The 17,936-nt window shown below is 67.4% G+C and carries 16 protein-coding genes; 7 read left to right on the top strand and 9 right to left on the bottom strand.

Annotated elements, in window-relative coordinates; genetic code table 11:
* Nucleotides 1-14 precede the first annotated feature (14 nt).
* Complete coding sequence (locus tag AC069I_RS37365) at nucleotides 15-356, top strand: YciI family protein (RefSeq protein ID WP_478226790.1); 342 nt, start codon at nucleotides 15-17, stop codon at nucleotides 354-356.
* A gap of 132 nt (nucleotides 357-488) precedes the next feature.
* Here AC069I_RS37365 and AC069I_RS37360 read toward each other — a convergent pair whose 3' ends face one another.
* Entirely contained in the window at nucleotides 489-1,073 is a 585-nt protein-coding gene (locus AC069I_RS37360) for an FMN reductase (RefSeq protein ID WP_478235001.1), read from the bottom strand.
* On the bottom strand, nucleotides 1,070-2,146 hold the full coding sequence (locus AC069I_RS37355; protein WP_478267458.1) for an LLM class flavin-dependent oxidoreductase: 1,077 nt from the start codon (nucleotides 2,144-2,146) through the stop codon (nucleotides 1,070-1,072). The genes AC069I_RS37360 and AC069I_RS37355 overlap by 4 nt, the downstream gene beginning before the upstream one ends.
* Before the next feature lie 135 nt (nucleotides 2,147-2,281).
* On the opposite strand from AC069I_RS37355, the gene AC069I_RS37350 reads away from it, so the two are divergent.
* Complete coding sequence (locus AC069I_RS37350; RefSeq protein ID WP_478267457.1) at nucleotides 2,282-3,706, top strand: glycoside hydrolase family 76 protein; 1,425 nt, start codon at nucleotides 2,282-2,284, stop codon at nucleotides 3,704-3,706.
* Here AC069I_RS37350 and AC069I_RS37345 read toward each other — a convergent pair.
* The gene (locus AC069I_RS37345; RefSeq protein WP_478267456.1) at nucleotides 3,690-4,310 is read right to left on the bottom strand and encodes a hypothetical protein; all 621 of its coding nucleotides are present in this window, start codon (nucleotides 4,308-4,310) and stop codon (nucleotides 3,690-3,692) included. The genes AC069I_RS37350 and AC069I_RS37345 overlap by 17 nt on opposite strands.
* A gap of 316 nt (nucleotides 4,311-4,626) precedes the next feature.
* On the opposite strand from AC069I_RS37345, the gene AC069I_RS37340 reads away from it, so the two are divergent.
* A complete protein-coding gene (locus tag AC069I_RS37340; protein WP_478267455.1) occupies nucleotides 4,627-6,678 on the top strand; it encodes a DNA gyrase/topoisomerase IV subunit B in 2,052 nt (683 codons plus the stop codon).
* Nucleotides 6,679-6,707: 29 nt separating this feature from the next.
* Nucleotides 6,708-9,194, top strand: coding sequence for a DNA gyrase/topoisomerase IV subunit A (locus AC069I_RS37335; protein WP_478267454.1), 2,487 nt, complete (start codon nucleotides 6,708-6,710; stop codon nucleotides 9,192-9,194).
* Nucleotides 9,195-9,461: 267 nt separating this feature from the next.
* Here AC069I_RS37335 and AC069I_RS37330 read toward each other — a convergent pair whose 3' ends face one another.
* The 5 genes from AC069I_RS37330 to AC069I_RS37310 are packed head-to-tail and all read right to left on the bottom strand — an operon-like array spanning nucleotide 9,462 to nucleotide 14,040.
* Nucleotides 9,462-10,676 carry an acyl-CoA dehydrogenase family protein gene (locus AC069I_RS37330; RefSeq protein ID WP_478267453.1) on the bottom strand — a complete coding sequence of 405 codons (1,215 nt, stop codon included), beginning with the start codon at nucleotides 10,674-10,676 and terminating at the stop codon, nucleotides 9,462-9,464.
* Nucleotides 10,673-11,542 carry an SDR family oxidoreductase gene (locus AC069I_RS37325; RefSeq protein WP_478226783.1) on the bottom strand — a complete coding sequence of 290 codons (870 nt, stop codon included), beginning with the start codon at nucleotides 11,540-11,542 and terminating at the stop codon, nucleotides 10,673-10,675. The genes AC069I_RS37330 and AC069I_RS37325 overlap by 4 nt, the downstream gene beginning before the upstream one ends.
* An 11-nt stretch (nucleotides 11,543-11,553) precedes the next feature.
* Entirely contained in the window at nucleotides 11,554-12,399 is an 846-nt protein-coding gene (locus tag AC069I_RS37320) for a MaoC/PaaZ C-terminal domain-containing protein (protein ID WP_478226782.1), read from the bottom strand.
* Nucleotides 12,396-12,827, bottom strand: a complete 432-nt coding sequence (locus AC069I_RS37315; protein ID WP_478226781.1) for a type II toxin-antitoxin system Rv0910 family toxin — start codon at nucleotides 12,825-12,827, stop codon at nucleotides 12,396-12,398. The genes AC069I_RS37320 and AC069I_RS37315 overlap by 4 nt, the downstream gene beginning before the upstream one ends.
* A gap of 19 nt (nucleotides 12,828-12,846) precedes the next feature.
* Nucleotides 12,847-14,040, bottom strand: a complete 1,194-nt coding sequence (locus AC069I_RS37310) for a lipid-transfer protein (protein WP_478226780.1) — start codon at nucleotides 14,038-14,040, stop codon at nucleotides 12,847-12,849.
* Between the two features lie 519 nt (nucleotides 14,041-14,559).
* On the opposite strand from AC069I_RS37310, the gene AC069I_RS37305 reads away from it, so the two are divergent.
* Together AC069I_RS37305 and AC069I_RS37300 are read left to right on the top strand one after the other, a co-directional pair.
* A complete protein-coding gene (locus tag AC069I_RS37305; protein WP_478226779.1) occupies nucleotides 14,560-14,745 on the top strand; it encodes a hypothetical protein in 186 nt (61 codons plus the stop codon).
* A 354-nt stretch (nucleotides 14,746-15,099) separates the two neighbouring features.
* Nucleotides 15,100-15,807 (top strand): RraA family protein, encoded by a 708-nt coding sequence (locus AC069I_RS37300; RefSeq protein WP_478267452.1) that lies wholly within the window; start codon nucleotides 15,100-15,102, stop codon nucleotides 15,805-15,807.
* Nucleotides 15,808-15,983: 176 nt separating this feature from the next.
* Here the strand turns inward: AC069I_RS37300 and AC069I_RS37295 are convergent, their stop codons facing one another.
* Complete coding sequence (locus AC069I_RS37295) at nucleotides 15,984-16,799, bottom strand: ThuA domain-containing protein (protein ID WP_478267451.1); 816 nt, start codon at nucleotides 16,797-16,799, stop codon at nucleotides 15,984-15,986.
* Nucleotides 16,800-16,924: 125 nt separating this feature from the next.
* Here AC069I_RS37295 and AC069I_RS37290 point away from each other — a divergent pair, with 125 nt between their 5' ends.
* Complete coding sequence (locus AC069I_RS37290; protein WP_478226776.1) at nucleotides 16,925-17,809, top strand: LysR family transcriptional regulator; 885 nt, start codon at nucleotides 16,925-16,927, stop codon at nucleotides 17,807-17,809.
* Nucleotides 17,810-17,936: the final 127 nt, after the last annotated feature.

Raw genomic sequence — 17,936 nt, 5'->3', positions numbered from 1 at the left:
AGACAGGAGGACCGATGCGCTACATGTTGCTGATCTGCGGAAGCCCGTACCCCGGCGCGGACGACAGTGAAGACCCACTGGACGAAAAGACGCAGGCGTGGGTCGACGAGATGACCGCTCGCGGGGTCCGGCTGTCTGGCAGCAGGCTCCGGTCGGCGGCCACCTCGACCACCGTGCGCCACCGCGACGGCGAACTGCTCGTCTCGGACGGACCGTTCGCGGAGACGAAGGAACAGATCCTCGGCTATGACCTGATCGAGTGCGCCGATCTCGACGAGGCGATCGAAATCGTGTCGAAGCATCCGGTCGCGAAGTTCGCGACCATCGAGATCCGGCCGCTCTGGCCGACCCCCTGAACGCGCCTGTAAGTGGCGTGTCGATGAAGGATTTGGGACGTCGAGTGTCCCAAATCCTTCATGGACACCCCACCTGCCCGCGATTCTCACGTTCACGGACCTCGCCACAAGGTGGTAGCAAAGGTCCCTTGCTCACTCCCCCGCGCGCAGCAGCTGCTCGAACGGCACGAACCCGCTGTCCGGAGCCGCGGCCGTCCCCTCCGACGACAGCCGCGCGGCGAACTCCCGCCCCGCCCGCGAAGCCCGCGTGTCGAGGTCACCCGGAGACGCCCAGTCCGACGAAGCCGCGTACACCGCCGTCGCGACAGGCTCGGCGCGAAGGTAGGCGAAGAGCGGACGCAGCGCGAAGTCGAGCACCAGCGAGTGCCGTTCGGTTCCGCCGGTGGCCCCGATCAGCACCGGTTTCCCGTCGAGCGCCTTCTGGTCCAGCACATCGAAGAACGACTTGAACAGCCCGCTGTACGACGCGGTGAACACGGGCGTCACGGCGATCAAACCGTCTGCGGCGGTCACCTTGTCGATGGCCGCGCGCAGGGCCGGGGAAGGGAATCCGGTCAGCATGTTCTTCGTGACGTCGACAGCCAGGTCGCGGAGTTCGATCACCTCGATCTTCACGTCCGGCAGCACCGACCGAGTCGACAAAGCGAGCTTGTCCGCGAGCAGCCGCGTCGAGGACGGCTGGCTCAAACCCGCGGTCACGACAGCGATCGTCGTCATACCGTCACCTCCGAACGAAGCGAAGCGTGAGTAGGAGCCTCGGGCACGTGCGCCGGACGAAGCGAGTCGAGTTCCTTGCGCAGCACCGGAATCACGTGCTCGCCCAGCAGGTCGAGCTGTTCCAGCACGGTCTTCAGCGGCAGTCCGGCGTGGTCCATCAGGAACAGCTGACGCTGGTAGTCGCCGAAGTGCTCGCGGAAGGTCAGCGTCTTGTCGATCACCTCTTGCGGGCTCCCGACGGTCAGCGGCGTCTGCTCGGTGAACTCCTCCAGCGACGGGCCGTGCCCGTACACCGGCGCGTTGTCGAAGTACGGCCGGAACTCCCGCACCGCGTCCTGCGACTTCGGCCGCAGGAACACCTGGCCGCCGAGTCCGACGATGGCCTGGTCCGCCTTGCCGTGCCCGTAGTGCTCGTACCGCTCGCGGTACAGGTTGATCAGCGCCTGGAAGTGCTCCTTCGGCCAGAAGATGTGGTTCGCGAAGAACCCGTCGCCGTAGTAAGCGGCCTGTTCCGCGATCTCCGGGCTGCGGATCGAACCGTGCCACACGAACGGCGGGATACCGTCGAGCGGGCGCGGCGTCGAGGTGAACTCCTGCAGCGGCGTCCGGAACTTGCCGGACCAGCTGACCACGTCCTCGCGCCACAACCGGTGCAGCAGATGGTAGTTCTCGATGGCCAGCGGAATGCCCTGGCGGATGTCCTGTCCGAACCACGGGTACACCGGGCCGGTGTTGCCGCGCCCCATCATCAGGTCGACGCGGCCGTCGGCGAGATGCTGCAGCATCGCGAAGTCCTCGGCGATCTTCACCGGGTCGTTCGTGGTGATCAGCGTGGTCGAGGTGGAGAGGATGATCTTCGACGTCTGCGCGGCGATGTAGCCGAGCATCGTCGTAGGCGAAGAAGGCACGAAGGGCGGGTTGTGGTGCTCGCCGGTCGCGAAGACGTCGAGGCCGACTTCTTCGGCCTTGAGCGCGATCCGCACCATCGCCTTGATCCGCTCGTACTCGCTGGGCGCCTCCCCGGTGGTCGGGTCGGTCGTCACATCGCCCACCGTGAAGATTCCGAACTGCATGACCTGCTCCCTGGGCCGGGGTTACGTTGCTTGAGCGTTCAACCTCACGCGCGCAAGAAGTATTCCAGACCATCGGCGCGAGCCGAAAGGGTGACTTGATCGGCCGGAAAAGTGACCGCCCCCACACTCGAAACCATGTGGCTCACCTCCCTGCTTGTGACAACGTTGACATTCACCCTCGCGCCGGCCACCACCACTCCCGAACCCACCGTCGCGGCGGAGATCTGCGCCAAGTACTGCGACAGCCGCGACCCCGCGCTGGCCGCCGGCGAAAGAAGACCCGGCATGGCGACCGTCTGGGGCCGCGGCATCACGTTGCATCTCTCCGACGGCGACGACATGGGCTGGGGCAGCATCGCCAACGGCGACCCCGGCGACGAGGTCTGGCTCGACCGTTCCTTCGACGGCGGCCGCACCTGGGCGGGCGACAGCCGGATCGGCGGCACGAAGATCCCGTCCGGTCAACGCGGCTGGCGGACCCTGATGTTCAACGTCGACGACCCCGCCACCCACCGTTTCGGCGCCCTGCGCGCCTGCGGGAAGGCGAGCAACCGGCCGGAAATCGCCTGCACGCCGTGGTTCCGCACCACGGTCGCCGCGAACGACCGCACCGAAGCCGCCGCCACCGCCCTCATGCAGTTCTACGACAACGGCACCGGGCTCTGGCAGACCACGGGCTGGTGGAACTCGGCGAACGCGCTCACTGCGATCCTCGACTACAGCATCAGAAGCGGTTCGCAGAACTACCGCTACGCCATCGCCAACACCTTCGACCGCAACCGCGGCGACAACTTCACGAACGAATACATCGACGACACCGGCTGGTGGGCGCTCGCCTGGATCCGCGCCTACGACCTGACCAAGGACCGCCGCTACCTCGACACCGCCGTCATCGCGGCGGACTACATGTACTCCTACCGCGACGGGACCTGCGGCGGCGGACTCTGGTGGTCGACGGCGAAGACGTACAAGAACGCCGTCACCAACGAGCTGTACGTCAAGGTGGCCGCGTCACTGCACAACCGGCTCCCCGGCGACACGCTCCAGCTCGCGCGGGCACGCGAGGTCTGGGACTGGTTCCGCGCGAGCGGCATGATCAACGGGAGCGGTCTGGTCAACGACGGCCTGAACTCCTCCTGCGCCAACAACGGGCAGGCCGTCTGGAGTTACAACCAGGGCATCGTCCTCGGCGCACTCGTCGAACTGAACCGCGCGACCGGTGACGCCGCCCTGCTCACCACGGCCCGGCGACTCGCGGACGCCTCCACCACGACGGCGCTGCTTCACTCGAACGGGATCCTGCGAGACCCGTGCGAGTCCGGTGACTGCGGCGCTGACGGGCCCTCGTTCAAGGGCGCGTACGCCAGAGGGCTCGGCGAGCTGGACCGGGCGCTGGCCGGCAGGCCGTACCGTGCTTACCTGACGCGACAGGCGAACTCGACCATCGCGAACAACCGCACCTCGCTCGATCAGCACGGCCTGCGCTGGGCCGGGCCGGTCGACAAGATCGACGCCGCCCGTCAGCACAGCGCGCTGGAGGTCCTCACGGCAGCTCTTTGAGCACCGGATCCGGGACGTGCAGCCAGGCGCGGACCTCGGTCTCCTTCTCGTGCACGAGCACCTGCCGGTAGCTCATCGTGTCGAGACCGGGGCCGCCCTGGTCCTGGTGGAACCGGTCGGAGACGAGCACCACCACGGGCGACTCGTCCGGCGCTTCGGCGAGCGCGATCTCGCCAGCGTGGATCGCCACCCGCACGCGGATCCGCAGGCCGGGCTCGGTGACGACGTTGTACCTGGCGAGTTCCGCGGTCAGCCGGGAAACCAGCGGATACACCAGGCGGAACTTCGGGAAATGCGGCGGGACCACGACGATCATGCCGTCGCCGGTGTCGCGTTTCAGGCAGGCGTCCCAGGCGATCCCGCTGGCCTCGAAGGCGTCGGCGAGCAGGCCGAAGAGCATCCGCCGGACCTGGACGAAGATCTCGCTGCTGCGCCCGACCTGGCCGAATCCGGCGATGTCGATCGAGAACAGCCCGCAGTGCGTGCCGGACTCGACCCACGCCGTCGGCGGCGGGTGAAGGATCTTCTTCCGCAACAGCGCGAGGTGGACACAGGCCACGGTGGCCAAGAGGATCGTGCCGAAGAGCCAGGCGAACGAGAGCATCGCCTCCGACTCGCCTTCCGCCGCAGGCGGATCGCGGCGTGCGCGACCGGTAACAGCGCGAGCATGCCGAACGACCCGACGGCCACCTTCTTCCCCCCCGTCACCCTGTGACACCGGGAACGATAACGCCTCATCCAAGCCCGGAGGAAGCCACTTTCCCAGCCGGGACCCGGCCATCGGGACGGCGTGATCCGCCACACCCGGGGCTCGGGAAGACGAAGCTGTCGGAGGGGACGGATATCCTCCAGTACGGTGTCGCGTTGAACACCACCTCCACGAGCTAGTTCGCGAGCCATGACTCCAGGAGAAGTACCCAGTGACTGCTGAGACCCTGTACGGGGCCGACGACCTGACGCATCTCGAGGGTCTGGAAGCGGTCCGCAAGCGCCCCGGCATGTACATCGGCTCCACCGACAGCCGCGGCATCAACCACCTGTTCTCCGAGGTCGTGGACAACTCGACCGACGAGGGCGTGGCGGGTCACGCCACGAAGATCGTGGTCACCCTGCACGCCGACGGCAGCGTCCAGGTCGACGACGACGGCCGCGGCATCCCCACCGGCACGCACGCCAAATCCGGTTTGTCGGGCGTCGAGCTGGTGCTGACGAGGCTGCACGCGGGCGGCAAGTTCGGCGGCTCCGGCTACAAGACCTCCGGTGGCCTCCACGGTGTCGGCGCCTCGGCGGTGAACGCGCTGTCGCACCGCTTCGACGTCACGGTGAAACAGAGCGGCAAGGTCCACCAGATGTCGTTCGCGCACGGCGTCCCCGGCGTGTTCGACGGGCCCGGCCCGAAGGCGAAGTTCACCCGCAAGTCCGGGCTGAACATCACCGGCAAGATGAAGCGCGGCGAACGTTCCGGCACGTCGATCCGGTACTGGTACGACTCGCGTTACTTCGAGAGTGGCGCCGCGCTCGACGTCGAGGGTGTCCGCGCGAAGATGCGCAACACCGCGTTCCTCGTCCCCGGCGTCACGTATGTGCTGCGCACCGCCGTCGACGACTCGATCAGCGAAGAGACCTTCCACTACCCCAACGGCCTCGCCGACATGGTCGACTTCCTCGCCCCGTCCGACGAAAAACCCGTCTGCGGCACGCTGATCATCAACGGCGAGGGCACGTACAAGGAGAACGCGGCCGACGCCAGCGGTGTCATGCAGTCCAATGTGGTGCGTCACGCGGAGGTCGAGGTCGCGCTGCGCTGGGGCACCGGCTACGAGCGCACGGTGGAGTGCTTCACCAACACCATCCGCAATGTGCACGGCGGCACGCACCGCCGTGGTTTCGACCGCGCGGTACTGAAAGCCTTGCAGGACGCCATTTCCAAAACCCGCGGGCTGCTCAAGCCCAAGGAGGACATGCCGACCGTCGAAGACGTGCTCGAAGGGATGACGGCGGTCGTCCACGTCCGGCTGCCCGAGCCGCAGTTCACCTCGCAGACCAAGGACGAGCTGTCCACCGCCGGCATCACCCGCGTCATCCAGGGCATCGTCGACAAGCACATCCGGTCCTGGACCGAGGAGCGCAAGACCAAGTCCGAGGCGAAGATCGTGCTGCAGAAGGTGGTCGACGCGGCACGCGTCCGGCTCACCCAGAAGCAGCAGAAGGACGCCGCCCGGCGCAAGACCGCGCTCGAAGGCGCGGCCATGCCGCCGAAGCTGGTCGACTGCCGCACCACCGGCGTCTCCCGCAGCGAGCTGTTCCTCGTCGAGGGTGACAGCGCGCTCGGTTCGGCGCGGATGGCGCGCGTATCGGAGTACCAGGCTCTGCTTCCCCTGCGCGGCAAGATCCTCAACGTCCAGAAGGCGTCGCTCGGCGACACCTTGAAGAACGCCGAGATCGCCTCGATCGTGCAGGTGCTCGGCGCGGGCAGCGGGCGCACGTTCGACCTGTCGACCATGCGCTACGGCCGGGTGATCCTGATGGCCGACGCGGACGTCGACGGTTCGCATATCCGGACGCTGCTGATCACGCTGTTCGCCAAGTACATGCGGCCGGTCATCGAGGACGGCAGGCTTTACGCCGCGATGCCGCCGCTGCACAAACTGGTCACCAAGGGCCGCAACCCGGAGTCCCACTTCACCTTCACCCAGAAGGAGATGGAGACCAAGTACGCGGCGCTGGAGCGGGCCGGCAAGCAGATCGTCACTCCGGTGCAGCGGTTCAAGGGTCTCGGCGAGATGGACGCCGAGGAACTGTGGGAGACCACGATGAACCCGGCCACCCGCGCGGTCCGCCGCATCACCATCGACGACGCCGAAGCCGCGGAAGACGCGCTCGAATTGTTGATGGGCGAGAAGGTCGAACCGCGCCGCAACTGGCTCGTCGCCTCCTCCGACCGGGTCGACCGCGAAGCCATCGACGCCTGATTTCGCTGCTATTCAAGGAGCTTTGAGCAATGGCACGCCGTAAGGGCCCCACCACCAAGGTCGACCCCACCGCGTTCGACCGCCCCGGCGCGAACGTCTTCGACAACTCGCTGAAGACGGAGATCGAGGATTCGTACCTGGAGTACGCCTACTCGGTCATCCACTCGCGAGCGCTCCCGGACGCGCGGGACGGGCTGAAGCCGGTGCACCGCCGGATCATGTACTCGATGAACGAGAACGGTTACCGGCCGACACACGCGTACGTGAAGTCGGCTCGCGTGATCGGTGACGTGATGGGCCGGTACCACCCGCACGGCGACAGCGCGATCTACGACGCCATGGTCCGGCTCGCACAGGACTTCTCGCTCAACGTCCCGCTGGTCGACGGGCACGGCAACTTCGGCTCCCCCGACGACGGCCCGGCCGCCTCGCGGTACACCGAAGCGCGGCTCTCCCCGGAGGCCATGCTGCTGGTCGGCGAACTCGGCGAGGACACCGTCGACTTCCGGCCGAACTACGACGGCTCGCTCGAAGAGCCGTCCGTGCTGCCCGCGGCGTTCCCGAACCTGCTGGTCAACGGCACGTCCGGGATCGCGGTCGGGATGGCGACCAACATGATCCCGCACAACCTGACCGAGGTCATCGGCGCGGCGCGATGGCTGATCAACCACCCGAACGCCACCCTCGACAAGCTCATGGAGTTCGTCCCGGGCCCCGACCTGCCGACCGGCGGTTCGCTGCTGGGCCTCGACGAGGTGCGCCGCGCGTACGAGACCGGCCGAGGCGTCGTGCGGATGCGCGCCAGCGCCGAGACCGGGCCGCTGGAGGGCAGCCGCGGCCGCCAGGCGATCACCGTCACCGAGCTGCCGTACGGCGTCGGCCCGGAGAAGGTGATCGAGAAGATCACCGACGAGGTCAACAAGTCCAAGCGGCTCACCGGCATCGCCGACGTCAAGGACCTCACCGACCGCGAGAACGGCACGCGGCTGGTCATCGAATGCAAGGTCGGCGTGAACCCGCAGGCGTTGCTCGCGGACCTGTACCGGCTCACGCCGCTGGAGCAGTCGTTCGGTATCAACAACCTCGTGCTGGTGGACGGGCAGCCGCAGACGCTGGGGCTCAAGGCGCTGCTGGAGGTCTTCCTCAGCCACCGCTACGAGGTCGTCACCCGCCGCACGCGGTACCGGCGCCGCAAGCGCGAAGAGCGGCTGCACCTGGTCGACGGTCTGCTGATCGCCCTGCTCAACATCGACAAGGTGATCAAGCTGATCCGCGAGAGCGAGAACGCCGCGGCCGCGAAGGACGGCCTGATGAAGCGGTTCAAGCTCTCGGAGATCCAGGCGACCTACATCCTGGACACCCCGCTGCGGCGGCTCACGAAGTACGACCGGATCGAGCTCGAAGCCGAGCAGGACAAACTGCGCGAGGAGATCGCCGAGCTGTCGAAGATCCTCGACGACGAGTCGGTGCTGAAGAAGGTCGTCTCGGCCGAGCTGGCCAAGATCGCCAAGGACCACCCCGCCGAACGCCGCACCGCGCTGATCGACGGCGACCTCAAGGAGGTCCTCGCCGCGTCGAAGCCGTCGGGGCCGCTGGAGGTCGCCGACGATCCGTGCCAGGTGATCCTGTCGGCCACCGGACTGGTCGCGCGGACGGCCGCGGAATCGGAGGAGGCGTCGGAAGTGCGGCGCCGCAACGGCCGCGTCAAACACGACTCGGTGTCCGCGGTGGTCCATTCGACCGCACGCGGTCAGGTACTGCTGGTGACCAACCGCGGCCGCGCGTTCAAGACCGACGTGCTGCCGCTGCCGGTGCTGCCCGAGCAGGCGGGCACCGTCTCCCTGCGCGGCGGGATGGCCGCGAAGGAACTGGTGCCGCTGGAGAAGGGCGAGCGCGTCATCGGGCTGGCCCCGCTCGGCGAGCAGGCGGCCGGCTCCCCAGGGCTCGCGCTCGGCACGAAGCACGGTGTCGTGAAGGTGTGCGCGCCGGAGTGGCCGGTCCGCTCTGACGAGTTCGACGTGATCAGCCTGAAGGACGGCGACGAGGTCGTCGGCGCCACCTGGCTCACCGACGGCAACGAGACGCTGGCGTTCCTGTCGTCCGAAGCGTCACTGCTCCGCTACCCGGCTTCGCTGGTGCGGCCGCAGGGTCTCAAGGGCGGCGGTATGGCCGGGATCACCGTGCGCGGTGAAGCGGAAGTGGTCTTCTTCGGCGCGATCCGCACCGACGACGCCGAACACGGCGAGCCGATGGTCGTCACCGCGACCGGCGCGAGCGTGAAGGTGACCCCGTTCAGCGAGTACCCGGCCAAGGGCCGGGCGACCGGCGGTGTTCGGGCGCAGCGGTTCCTCAAGGGCGAGACGCGGCTGGTCGTCGGCTGGATCGGCTCGCGTCCCGCCGGCGCCTCGCGCACCGGTGACCCGGTGGAGTTGCCGGAGGTCGACGTCCGGCGCGATGGCTCCGGCCACGCACACCCTGGCCCCGAGGTCGTCGGCCACCTGATCGAACGCGACTGACCCGCTCGATACGTGCTCCAACCCGGATCACGCGTGCTGGAACACGAGACTCGCGTGCGTGGAGCCGGAACACACCCGCGGCCGTAACCGCCGCGAGTTCCGGCCCCACGCACGCGAGTTCCGCCTTCAGTCACGCGAGTTCCGGCCCCACGCACACGTGATCCGGCTCCAAGCACGCGTGCCGTCCGGTCGGTCACGTGTGTCGTCCGCGGGGCAACCGCCTCCCGCGTGGTAGCAAAGGTCCCTTGCTCCCTCGCGGGCGGTCTCTCAGCGGCCCAGCAGGCCCTTCGCGATGTGTGTCACCTGGATTTCGTTACTGCCCGCGTAGATCATCAGCGACTTCGCGTCCCGCGCGAGCTGCTCCACCCGGTACTCCGCCATGTACCCGTTCCCGCCGAACAACTGCACGGCCTCCATCGCCACCTCGGTGGCCGCCTCAGACGAGTACAGCTTCATCGCCGAAGCCTCGGCCAGCGTCGGCATCTTGCCCGCGCGCAGGGTCTCGATCAGCTGGAACACCATGTTCTGCACGTTGATCCGCGCGACCTCCATCTTCGCCAGCTTGAGCTGGATCAACTGGAACCGCCCGATCTCCTGCCCCCACAGCTTCCGGTTCTTCGCGTAGTCCACGCAGAGCCGGTGGCATTCGTTGATGATCCCGAGCGCCAGCGCCGCGACGCCGATCCGCTCGACGGCGAATCCGGACTTCACCTCGGCCTTGCTGTCGCCGTCGCGACCGGTCTCGGATTCGCCGAGCAGCCTGTCCCGCCCGAGCCGGACGTCGCTGAAGAACAGCTCACCGGTCGGCGAGGACATCATGCCCATCTTCTTGAACGGTTTGCCCTGCGTGAGCCCGGGCATGCCCTTGTCCAGCACGAACGTCAGCACCTTGCGGTCGCGGACGTCCGAGCCGTCGTCGAGCTTCGCGTACACGATGATCGTGTCGGCGTACGGACCGTTGGTGATGAACGTCTTCTGTCCATTGAGGACATACTCGTCGCCGTCGCGCCGCACCGACGTCTTCATCCCGCCGAAAGCGTCCGAACCGGAGTCGGGTTCGGTGATCGCCCACGCGCCGACCTTCTCGAACGTCGCCAGTCCGGGCAGCCAGCGCTCCTTCTGCGCTTGCGTGCCCTTGGTGAGGATCGTCTGCGCGGTCAGCCCGATGCTCACGCCGAGCGAGGCGACGATGCCGAGGCTGACCCCGGCCAGTTCGCTCACCGCGATGAGCGCCATCGCCTCCTGCCCGCCGAACGCGAGCCCGCCGCCACCCGAACCGGACCCAGGCGACTTCGACAGCAGTTTCGACACCGATTCCCGCGCGAGCGCGTCGATGCCGAAGGACACGAACATCTTCCGGATGATGTCGTACGGCGGCAGCTCCCCGCTTTCCAGCGCGTCGAGGTGCGGCCGGATCTCCTTGTCGACGAACTCCCGGATGGCGTCCCTGATCAGCAGTTCGGTCTCGGACCACTCGATCACGGCAGCCTCGCGGCGATGTCGTCGATCTCCCAGGCGGCCTCGGTTTCGATCACCTTGACGTCGTGCCAGCCCGCGAGTTCGGAGATCGCGCCGCCCTGCACCGCGAACACCTTGCCGGTGATCGGGCATTTCTCGGTCGCGAGGTAGGCCACCAGCGGCGAGATGTTGGCCGGGGAGAACGCGTCGAACTCGCCTTCCTCGACCTCCTGGGCGAAGATCGCGCCCATGCCCGGCGTCGCCAGGGTGAGCCGCGTGCGCGCGATCGGCGCGATCGCGTTGACCCGCACGCCGTAGCGTTCCAGTTCCTCGGCGGCGACCAGCGTCAGCGCGGCGATCCCCGCCTTCGCCGCGCCGTAGTTCGCCTGCCCCGCGTTCGGCAACGTGGTCCCGGACGCCGAGGCGGTGTTGATCACCGAACCCGCCACCGGTTCGCCGGCCTTGCTCGCGCTCTTCCAGTACGCGGCAGCGTGCTTCAGCACCGCTGCGTGTCCCTTCAGATGCACCGCGATCACGGAATCCCATTGGGACTCTTCCAGTCCCGCGATGAACGCGTCGCGCAGAATGCCCGCGTTGTTCACGACGACGTCCAGCCTGCCGAACTCGCTCACCGCCTGCGCGACCAGTTCCTCGGCGCCCGCCCAGTCGGCGACGTTGGCCGTGTTCGCCACGGCCTTCCCGCCCGCCGCGCGGATCTCGTCGACGACTTCCTGTGCGGGCCCGGTGTCGCTGCCGCTGCCGTCGTTCGCGCCGCCGAGGTCGTTGACGACGACGCTCGCGCCCTCCCGCGCGAACAGCAGTGCGTGCTCGCGGCCGATCCCGCGTCCGGCACCGGTGATGACGGCGACCCGCCCGTCGAGTGCTCCCATGGCTTTTGCTCCTACTCCGCGAATTCCGCGAGGCCGTCCTTGATCACGACGGTTTCGCCAACGGTGGTTTCGAACGCGTAGGTCCCGGCACCCGCGCTCCAGATGGACGTCGTCAGGTCCTGCCCGGGCAGCACCGGCTTGGCGAACCGCACGGCGAACCGCTTCAGTCTGTCCACATCGGACCCGGCGACCTCGGTCAGCAGCGCCCACGAGGTGAACGCCATGGTGCACAGGCCGTGCGCGATGATCCCCGGCAGTCCCGAATCCTTCGCGACCTCTTCGTCGAGGTGGATGGGCATGGGATCGCCGGCGGCGGGCGCGTATCGGTACGTCTGGTCGTCGTCGACGTGCTGGCTGACCTTCGCCACCGGCGCCCGCGAACGCAGGCCTTCGTCGAACTTGTGCTCCGGCCCGAGTTCGCCCCGTGTCTCGCCGGTGTCGAACCCCCGCACGAACAAGGTCACGTACTGCTCGTTGACCAGGTCGCCGCCCTCGGTCCGGCATTCGAGATGAATGGTGCCGCGCGTGCCGTTCGGCAGCCCTTCGTAGCCGGTCATCCGAGCTCGTGACACGAGCTTGTCGCCGGGGCGGATCGGCCGGTGGAACCGGAATTCCTGTTCTCCGTGCACGATCCGACCGAACAACCCGACCGGGACGACCTCGAGCGCCGGCTCCATCAGCGACTCGAACACCGGCACGATCGCGAACACGGGGCTCGCGACGTCCCCCGCGAGATGCGCCGGGATCGGGTCGTTGGTGGCCTTCGCGTACTCGATCAGCCGCTCGCGGGTCACCTCGAACCGGGACTCGTCGGTCCACTTGCCGAGCCCACCAGGGTCGAAGCGCTCGTCGGTCACGCGACCAGCGCCTTGAAGTTCTCGAGGGAGGCGTCGAGGTTCTTCTTACCGTCCTTCTCGACGGCCTTGCCGAGCGCGCCGACGATCATCTGGCCGGCGAACTCCGCGTCGATACTGGCGAGCGAACCTTCGCCGGACGCCTCCACAGACAGCTCGAACTTGACCCTCACCCCGGCCATCCCGGTCCCGGAGATCGCCAGCTTCGACGGCGCCTCGAACTCGTCCACGGTCCAGGTGATCGTGTTCGGCATCCCGAGCATCGTGACGACCTCGGAAGCCTGCGCCCCCTTGGAGAATTCGGCCGGGACCTCGCCCTTCCACTTGGTGTGGATGGTCAGCCACTTTTCGAAGTTGTTGGGGTTGGAGAACTCCGCCCACACCTTTTCGGGAGCGGCGGGGAGTTCGACGGAGGCACTGATCTTGCCCATGATGGTTCCTTTCGGTGGATCAGCGCTCGGCGCGCTGGTAGGCGGTGACGACGGCGGCGCCGCCGAGTCCGATGTTGTGCTGCAGCGCGGCCTGGACGCCGTCGACCTGGCGTTTGTCCGCGGTTCCGCGCAGCTGCCAGGTGAGTTCGGCGCATTGCGCGAGGCCGGTGGCGCCGAGCGGGTGTCCCTTGGAGATCAGCCCGCCGGACGGGTTGACGACCCACTTGCCGCCGTAGGTGGTGTCCCCGGAGTCGACGAGCTTCCCGGCTTCCCCTTCGGCGCAGAGTCCGAGCGCCTCGTAGAGCAGGAGTTCGTTGGCGGAGAAGCAGTCGTGCAGTTCGATGACCTGGAAGTCCTCCGCGCCGAGCCCGGCCTGGTCGTACACCTGGCGCGCGGCCTGGACGTTCATGTCGTAGCCGATGATGTTCTTCGCGGTGCCGTCGAAGGTGCTGGCGAAGTCGGTGGTCATCGCCTGCCCGACGATCTCCACGGCCTGCTCCGCCAGCCCGTGCGAGTCCACAAAGGACTCGCTGGCGAGGATCGCCGCGCCGGATCCATCCGAGGTCGGCGAGCACTGGAGTTTGGTGAGCGGGTCATAGATCATCCGCGAGTCCAGGATGTCCTGCAGCGAATAGCTTTCCTGGAACTGCGCGTACGGGTTGTTCACCGAATGCCGGTGGTTCTTCTCGCCGATCTTGGCGAAGTGCTCGGCGGTGGTGCCGTAGGTCTTCATATGCTCGCGGCCCGCCGCGCCGAACATCCACGGTGCGGGCGGGAAGAGCACCTCGGAGATCTCCGCGAGCGCCTGGATGTGCCTGCCCATCGGCTGCTCGCGGTCGTCGTAGGTCGAGCCGAGTGATCCAGGCTGCATCTTCTCGAAACCCAGTGCGAGCGCGCAGTCCGCGCGGCCGCCCCGGATCGCCTCCGCGGCCAGGTACAGCGCGGTCGACCCGGTCGAGCAGTTGTTGTTGACGTTGACGACCGGGATCCCGGTCATGCCCAGTTCGTAGACCGCCCGCTGCCCCGAGGTCGACTCGCCGTAGACGTAGCCGACGTAGGCCTGCCGCACCTCGTCGAAGGAGATCCCGGCGTCTTCGAGCGCCTTGGTCCCGGACTCCTTGGCCATCTGCGGGTAATCCCAGTCTTCGCGACGTCCGGGCTTCTCGAACTTCGTCATGCCCACGCCGACGACGTACACCTTGTTGGCCACCACGACGCTCCTTGTCGTTGCCGGGTCGCTGCTGGATCTGAAGATACAGACAGGACTGTATTTATCAACCCCTTACATACAGGTCTGCACGGATGTTACTTACGGCACGTTCCGTGTCAGGTGACGCAGACGGACGAGCCACACCCGCGCTAACCAGGGAGAACACGACACAGGCGGTAACGATGAAACGAACGAGTACGGTCCTGGCGGCCACTGTCGCCGCCGGTCTGCTGCCGGCCGGCTTCCGCGGACCCGGACGGGTGGACGACGACCTACCTGCCACAGCCGTTCGGCACCGTTCAGGTGGTGGCCACCGACGGGGCCGGAAACTACGCGGGGCACTTCGAAGGCGGCTTGCTCACCTGGGCCGGCGGGACCGTCAGAACCACGGCCTCCCGGCGGGCTACGACACGATCGAAGCAGTGGACGAGAACACGTCGGGGGCGGTTCTCACGAACGGCTACGCGATCTCGGCAAGGACCGGTCGCTCGTTCCGTCTTCGAGAACGGCGGGTTCCAGCTCTTGGAGAAGGTTCCGGGATACGCCCAGACGGCCGTCACCGGTATGAACAACCGCGGTGACATCGTCGGCAAGGTGTACAACGATCCGCGGTACGGCACGTGGGCGGCGACCGCGCGCACCCGGTGCTCCTGGACTCCCCGCCACTGCTCGGTCCGGTGGACATCGACCACGACGGCACGATCCTGATGCAGAAGCAGTACGGCGGCACCTGGCCATCGCGATCCGGGACGGCAAGGTGCTGGCCGACGTCCAAGGGGGCCAACGGCTTTGGACGGCCTACGACACCTCCAACCCGGTGCCGGAGACCGTGACGGTGACCGCGCTCAACGGGTCGGGCGTCCTCACGGGCTGTTTGCGGACCATGGGTACCGCCACGATTCCCGCGGTGTGGTCGCGGGCGGCCCGGTCGAGACGCTTCCGACGCCCTTCGGAGACGGTTGCGGCGCCATCATGGGCGAGAACGGTGAGGTCATGGGAGGCGTGCGGGACGACTGGAATCAGGTCAAGCCCGTGGTGTGGCGCCGTGGCTAAAGTCGGGATATGGATCTCGAGGAGCTTCGGCAGCGGTTCTCCCTGCTGACCACCGCGCATCTGACCGACGGCTGCGTCCGCGCCGGCGTCCCGGTCCGGTGCGCGCCCGCCGGTACGCACGCGGTCGTGCCCGGCGGCCGCGTGGCCGGGCGGGTCACCCCCGCCCGGCACGTCGGCAGTGTCGACGTCTTCCTGGAGGCGTACGAAATCGCGAACCCCGGCGACGTCCTCGTCGTCGACAACGGCGGCAGGCTCGACGAGAGCTGCGTCGGGGATCTCGCGGTGCTCGAAGCCGAGGCGGCCGGGCTGAGCGGTGTGGTCATCTGGGGACTGCATCGCGACACCGCCGACATCAAGAAGATCGGGCTGCCGGTGTTCAGCCTCGGCTCGATCCCGACCGGTCCGCTCTCGGTCGCCGTCCGCCCGGACGGCGCGCTCGAATCGGCCGTCGTCGGCGAGTGGACGGTGACACGGGACGATCTCGTGTTCGGCGACGAAGACGGCGTCCTGTTCGTCCCGGCAGACCGGGCGGACGAGGTCCTGGACCGCGCCGAGGGAATCCGCGACACCGAGCGGCTCCAGGCCGACCGGATCCGCGCCGGAGAGTCCCTTCGCGAGCAAGTGCGCTTCGCCGACTTCCTCGCGGAGCGCGCGAAGTCGCCTTCGCTGACGTTCCGGCAGCACCTGCGGGCGGTCGGCGGCGCCATCGAGGAGTAGCAAGGGACCTTTGCTACCGCCTGACTCCGGGCGCGCCGCGAAGGCCGTCCGTGAAGGGCCCCTTCACTACCTTCAGGGTAGGCAAGGAGGCCTTCACGACACCCGCGGGAGAGCAAGGGACCTTTGCTACCACCGGAGGGCCTGACCAGGGAAAACACGCCGGCCAGGCCCCTGGCTTACGACGTCTTCGAGCCGCCCAGCCACAGCAGACCGTCGATGACGAAACGGTTCTGCACCTCACTGCCGAAGGTCGACGAAAGCGGCTGGTTCGTCTCGTAGTTCATCTTGTCGTGGCCGAAGTTGGCGTACAGCATCTTGTACTTGGCGTTGGTCCAGAGGATCGGGTAGTACCCGCTGTACCAGGACTGGTTCGGGTCGGTCCCGAGCGGAAAGCTCACCGGATCCACCGACGCGAGGATCCGGATGTCCGGATTCTTGCGCAAGTCCCTGTTCCAGGCGTACCACTCGCTCACCGACGAGGTGAAGGTCGCGGGCAGCCGTGCGGTCGACGGATGCGGCCGGTTCTCCACCTTCAGCGTCGCCGTCGTCGGCCCCCAGGTGTTGGACTTGAACGCGCCCGTGCCGAGGAACCCGTTGTGGTACCAGTCCCAAGTGGACGGATTCGTGGTGAACGCCGCCACGTGGAAGCCGAAGAACGCCCCACCCGCGTTCATGTAACGCTCGAAGCCCGCACGCTGCGCCGAGGTCTGCGGCAGATCGTCGAGGAACAGCACGACCTGGTACTGCGAAGGTTGTAGCGAGTTCAGCCGGTTCCAGTCGTTGGTCGCGGTGTAGCCGAAGTTGTGCTGTGAAGCGGTTTTCGGGAGCCACTGGTTGGCTTCCTTGACGAAGCTGATATGCGCCGCGTCGTAGGTGCCGTTGTAGAAGGCCAGCACGTTGAACGCGGGTGCCGCCTGCGCCTTCACCGGCGCCAACGCCAGTGCGAGACACGAAACGAACAGCAGAGCTAGTTGGACCGCGAATTTCCTCATACCTCACCACCCATGCCGAGAGCGTGTAAGTTCACATCTTGAATTAATTCATGACAAAGCGCTAGACCTGCGGAAAAGCCGGTTCCCGCTGACCGACACCGGCCCAGACCGATAACCTGGGGATTATGGAACTGCGGGACATCGAGATCTTCCTGGCGCTGGCCGACGAACTGCATTTCGGCCGCACCGCGGAACGCCTGCACGTCTCGCAGGCACGGGTGAGCCAGACGATCAAGCAGGTGGAGCGCCGGATCGGCGCGTCGCTCTTCGCCCGCACCAGCAGGCGGGTCCGGCTCACGCCGATCGGCGAACGGCTGCGGGACGACCTCGGCCCCGCCTACCGCGCGCTGCACGAAGGCATCGACCGCGCGATCGCGGCCGGACGCGGGATCGGCGGCGTGCTACGGCTGGGTTTCGAAGCGCCCGGCGTCGCCGACCTGATCGAAGATCACCTGGACCGTTTCCGGCAGCGCTACCCGGACACGGAACTCCTCATCCGCGAAGCCGATTTCGCCGATCCGATGGCGATGCTGCGCTCGGGTGAGATCGACGTGCTGGTGACCTTGCTTCCGGCCGACGAACCCGATCTCACGACCGGACCGGTCGTGTACACCGAACCGATGGTGCTCGCGGTGTCGTCGAAACACCCTTTCGCGCGACGGAAGTCCGTGACGCTGGACGACCTCGCCCGCGACACCGTCCTTCGCGCGGCGCATCCGCCAGAGCCGTACTGGGTCGAGGAACCACGCCAGTGGCTGACGCCGGCCGGACACCCTGTGACGCGGGGCAAGCCCCTCGCGACCTTTCAGGAACTACTCGCCGCGATCGCCACCGGCGCCGGCATCTGCCCGCTCGCCGCACACGCTCGGGAGTACTTCAGCCACCCGCGAATCCGCTTCGTTCCCTTCGCAGGCTCTCCCGACGTCGAGTGGGGCCTCGTCTGGCCGTGCTCAGCGGAGACGGCCCGCGTACACGCCTTCGCGACTGTCGCGTCCGCTTCGCGCCCCTGACCAGGGAAAAGGGAGCAAGGGACCTTTGCTACCGCCAGGGGGGTGTGTGGAAATAGAGACGTTGAGTGTCCCTGTTTCCACACACCCAGCACTCGGCGTAGCGATGCTGACCGACCGTGTGGATTTC

Source organism: Amycolatopsis sp. NPDC043885 (genome assembly GCF_056435685.1).
The sequence above is the reverse complement of the archived record's forward strand: the minus strand, read 5'-3'. Positions and strand labels throughout refer to the sequence as shown.